The organism is Ideonella sp. P3_A4 (genome assembly GCF_056403075.1).
Map to the genome: position 1 here is coordinate 1 of NZ_JBFUGE010000690.1, position 2,966 is coordinate 2,966.

Sequence of the window (2,966 nt, forward strand, 5' to 3'; positions counted from 1 at the left end):
GTCGATGCCAGCTTGAAGGCGATTGAATCAAAAGCTCAATCTGGTGCCGAGATGTTGCTGTATTCGGTCAATGCGATCACCTCCGGCAGCACAGAATCCCAGGGCGAGGTCACCATTCGGCTGCAGCATGGCGGCAGGGTGGTCAACGGCGTAGGCAGCGATCCGGACATCGTTGTTGCCTCTGCCAAGGCCTACCTCGCGGCGCTGAACAAGCTGCACGCCAAGAACGAGCGAGTCGCTGCGCAGGGCTAAACCCGAGAAGGGGTTGCCCGACTGCAGGCTAGACTCGATTCTTGAGCCAAGTGAGCCCGTTGGCGCACTTGAGGAAAGACATGCAAGTTTTTGATCTTGCATGTCTTTTTTGTTTCAAATAGACTCAGGCCCAGCACAGCGGGTGGCTTTCAAGGCTCACGACAGAATGCTCAAGTTCAGAATTTCGACGCGTTGGTTGGGCATGGTGACCTTGGCCATGGGTCTGACCGTCTTCGGCTCGGCTGCAGATGCCAAGGCACGCCGCCCGGTTGCCTCCACCGCGCAAGCCAGCGCAACGGCCAAGAAGGCGCCAGTTGCCCGTACCAGCACCCGTGCCAAGGCGTCGGTGGCTTCCACCCGCAGCACCCATGCCGTCGCTCCGCGCCGTTCGGTGGTCCGCGTTGCCGAGCCGACGCGCCAGTCTTTTGGCCAGTTGGCCGGCCTGCACGAGACGGACGATCCACTGGATCTGAAATCCAGCGTCGCTTTCGTGCTGGACCAGGACACCAACGAGGTCCTGCTGAACAAGAACTCCAAGGCCGTGTTGCCGATCGCCTCGATCACCAAGCTGATGACCGGCCTGTTGATCAGCGAAGCCAACCTGCCGATGGACGAGGTGCTGACGATCACCGATGAAGACGTCGACACCGAAAAGGGCAGTTCCTCGCGCCTGCGTCCCGGCACCCAGCTGACCCGCGGCGAGATGCTGCACCTGGCGCTGATGTCGTCGGAGAACCGCGCCGCCAACGCGCTGGGCCGCAACTATCCGGGTGGTTTGACTGCGTTCGTCGCTGCGATGAACGCCAAGGCCAAGCTGCTGGGCATGAACGACACCCGCTACGTCGAGCCCACCGGCTTGTCGAGCCAGAACCAATCGAGCGCGCGTGACCTGGCGTTGCTGGTCAAGACGGCGCACCAAGTGCCGTTGATGCGCGAACTCTCCACCTCGCCTGAATACCAGGTGGCAGTCGGCAACCGCCAGCTGCAGTACCACACCACCAACCGGCTGGTGCTGAACCCCAGCTGGGACATCGGCCTGCAGAAGACCGGCTACATCACCGAGGCCGGTCAGTGCCTGGTGATGCAGGCRCAGCTCGCTGGCCGCAAGCTGATCATGGTGCTGCTGGATTCGGCGGGCAAATACTCACGCATCGGCGATGCCGAACGCATCCGCAAGTGGCTGATGAGCGCGCCGTTAGTTCCGGCTGCTGTGGCGCCGGCCGCCATGACGCCGGCCGTCGCGCCCGCCGTGGTGGCGCACGAAGCCAGCGCCGGCTGAAAGCCTTGCTTGATTGAAGCGCTCAGCCCCGGTGGCCGAGCGCTGAAGAGATCTGCGCCGCGGTCGACTTGACGCGGTCCAGCCAGGACTCTTCCAGCCGGTCGGCCGGTGCCGAGATCGACAGGCCAGCCACCAGCTTGCCCTGATCGTCGAAGATGCCAGCGGCCATGCAGCGCACCCCCAATTCCAGCTCTTCGTTGTCGCGCGCACTCGCGTGGCGGCGCACCGCTGCAAGCTCACGCTCCAGCGCGGGCAGGTCCGTCAGGCTGTTGCGCGTGTGGCCGGCCAGGCCGGTGCGCGTGGCGTAGGCGCGCACGCGCTGTGGGTCGTCATAGGCCAGGAAAAGCTTGCCGACCGAAGTGAGGTGCAGTGGCGCACGGCCGCCAACGGCACGCACCACCTGCATACCTGATCGTTCGCTGTAGGTTCGTTCGATGTAGACGATCTCGTCGCCCTGGCGCACCGACAGGTTCACCGGCTGGTGGGTCAGCTTGTGCAGGTCGCGCATCGGGCCCAGCGCGGCGTCACGCACGTCCAACCGGGCCTTGACCAGGTTGCCCAGCTCCAGCAGGCGCATGCCAAGCCGGTAGCTGCCCGCTTCGGGCCGGTCGACGAGGCGGCCGGCGGCCAGGTCATTGAGGATGCGGTGGGCGGTGGAGGGGTGCAGCCCAGTCGTTTCGCTCAGCTCCTTGAGTGAGACCGGGTCCTGGTGCGAGGCCAGCACGTCGAGCAGGCTGAAGGCCCGCGCGAGCACCTGGATGCTGGGGGACGAGCTGTCTTTTCGGGTCATTTTTTCGACATCCTCCGGATGCCCGATTTTGCATGGCGAAAATGGACGCGTCTATCCGAAAAACAACAAAGGCTTGACAACGCCGGCCGCGCCGCCGCGGAGGCCRCAACGACTAGGCCAGCGACTCGGCAGCCGCCAACCCTGAGCGCACCGCGCCTTCGAGCGTGGCCGGGTAGGGGCCTTGCACATGGTCGCCTGCCACCGTGACGCGGGCGTGCACCCTTGCGGGCGCGCGTCGCAGCATGGGCTTGCAAGCAAAGGTGGCGCGCTTCTCGGTGCGGCTGGTCAGCCACTCGACCGGGCCATGCTCGGCGTGCGGGAACGCCTCTTCCCATTGGCTGACGAGGGCCGCCCGGGTGGCGTCGGTGCCGGCTTCCACCCAAGCCGCCGCACCGCTGACGACCAGCGCGAAAGTGTGCTCCGGGCCGCCCAATGCACCCAGGTCGAAGCCAAACTGCGCCGGCCGCAGGCCACTGGCCCGCAACGCCATCATTGGTTGTGGCCAACGCGCCTGGGGTGCACGAAGCCAGGCGGTGACGATGGGCTGGTAGGTGAAAGCAGCGGCGTCCTCGCTCCATTCGGGCGCCAGCGCGGCCAGCAGCCGGGCGGCTTCACCGGGTGGCGTTGCGACGATCACGTGATCGA

The 2,966-nt window shown here is 65.5% G+C and carries 4 protein-coding genes; 2 read left to right on the forward strand and 2 right to left on the reverse strand.

Going from position 1 to position 2,966, the window contains the following annotated elements:
- Nucleotides 1-252: alpha-isopropylmalate synthase regulatory domain-containing protein (locus tag AC1DYI_RS31185; protein WP_477207992.1), on the forward strand; the 252-nt coding region annotated here is incomplete at its 5' end.
- Between the two features lie 166 nt (nt 253-418).
- Nucleotides 419-1,531 carry a D-alanyl-D-alanine endopeptidase gene (gene pbpG, locus AC1DYI_RS31190; RefSeq protein WP_477207993.1) on the forward strand — a complete coding sequence of 371 codons (1,113 nt, stop codon included), beginning with the start codon at nt 419-421 and terminating at the stop codon, nt 1,529-1,531.
- 22 nt (nt 1,532-1,553) lie between these two features.
- Here the strand turns inward: pbpG and AC1DYI_RS31195 are convergent, their stop codons facing one another.
- Together AC1DYI_RS31195 and AC1DYI_RS31200 are read right to left on the reverse strand one after the other, a co-directional pair.
- Nucleotides 1,554-2,321 carry an IclR family transcriptional regulator gene (locus AC1DYI_RS31195; RefSeq protein WP_477207994.1) on the reverse strand — a complete coding sequence of 256 codons (768 nt, stop codon included), beginning with the start codon at nt 2,319-2,321 and terminating at the stop codon, nt 1,554-1,556.
- Nucleotides 2,322-2,433: 112 nt separating this feature from the next.
- The coding region (locus AC1DYI_RS31200; protein ID WP_477207995.1) for an FAD-dependent oxidoreductase at nt 2,434-2,966 on the reverse strand (533 nt) is incomplete at its 5' end.

Coding starts and splice junctions, on each gene's coding strand:
- AC1DYI_RS31195 (WP_477207994.1), bottom strand. CDS start 2,321: ATGACCCGAAAAGACAGCTCGTCCCCCAGCATCCAGGTGCTCGCGCGG.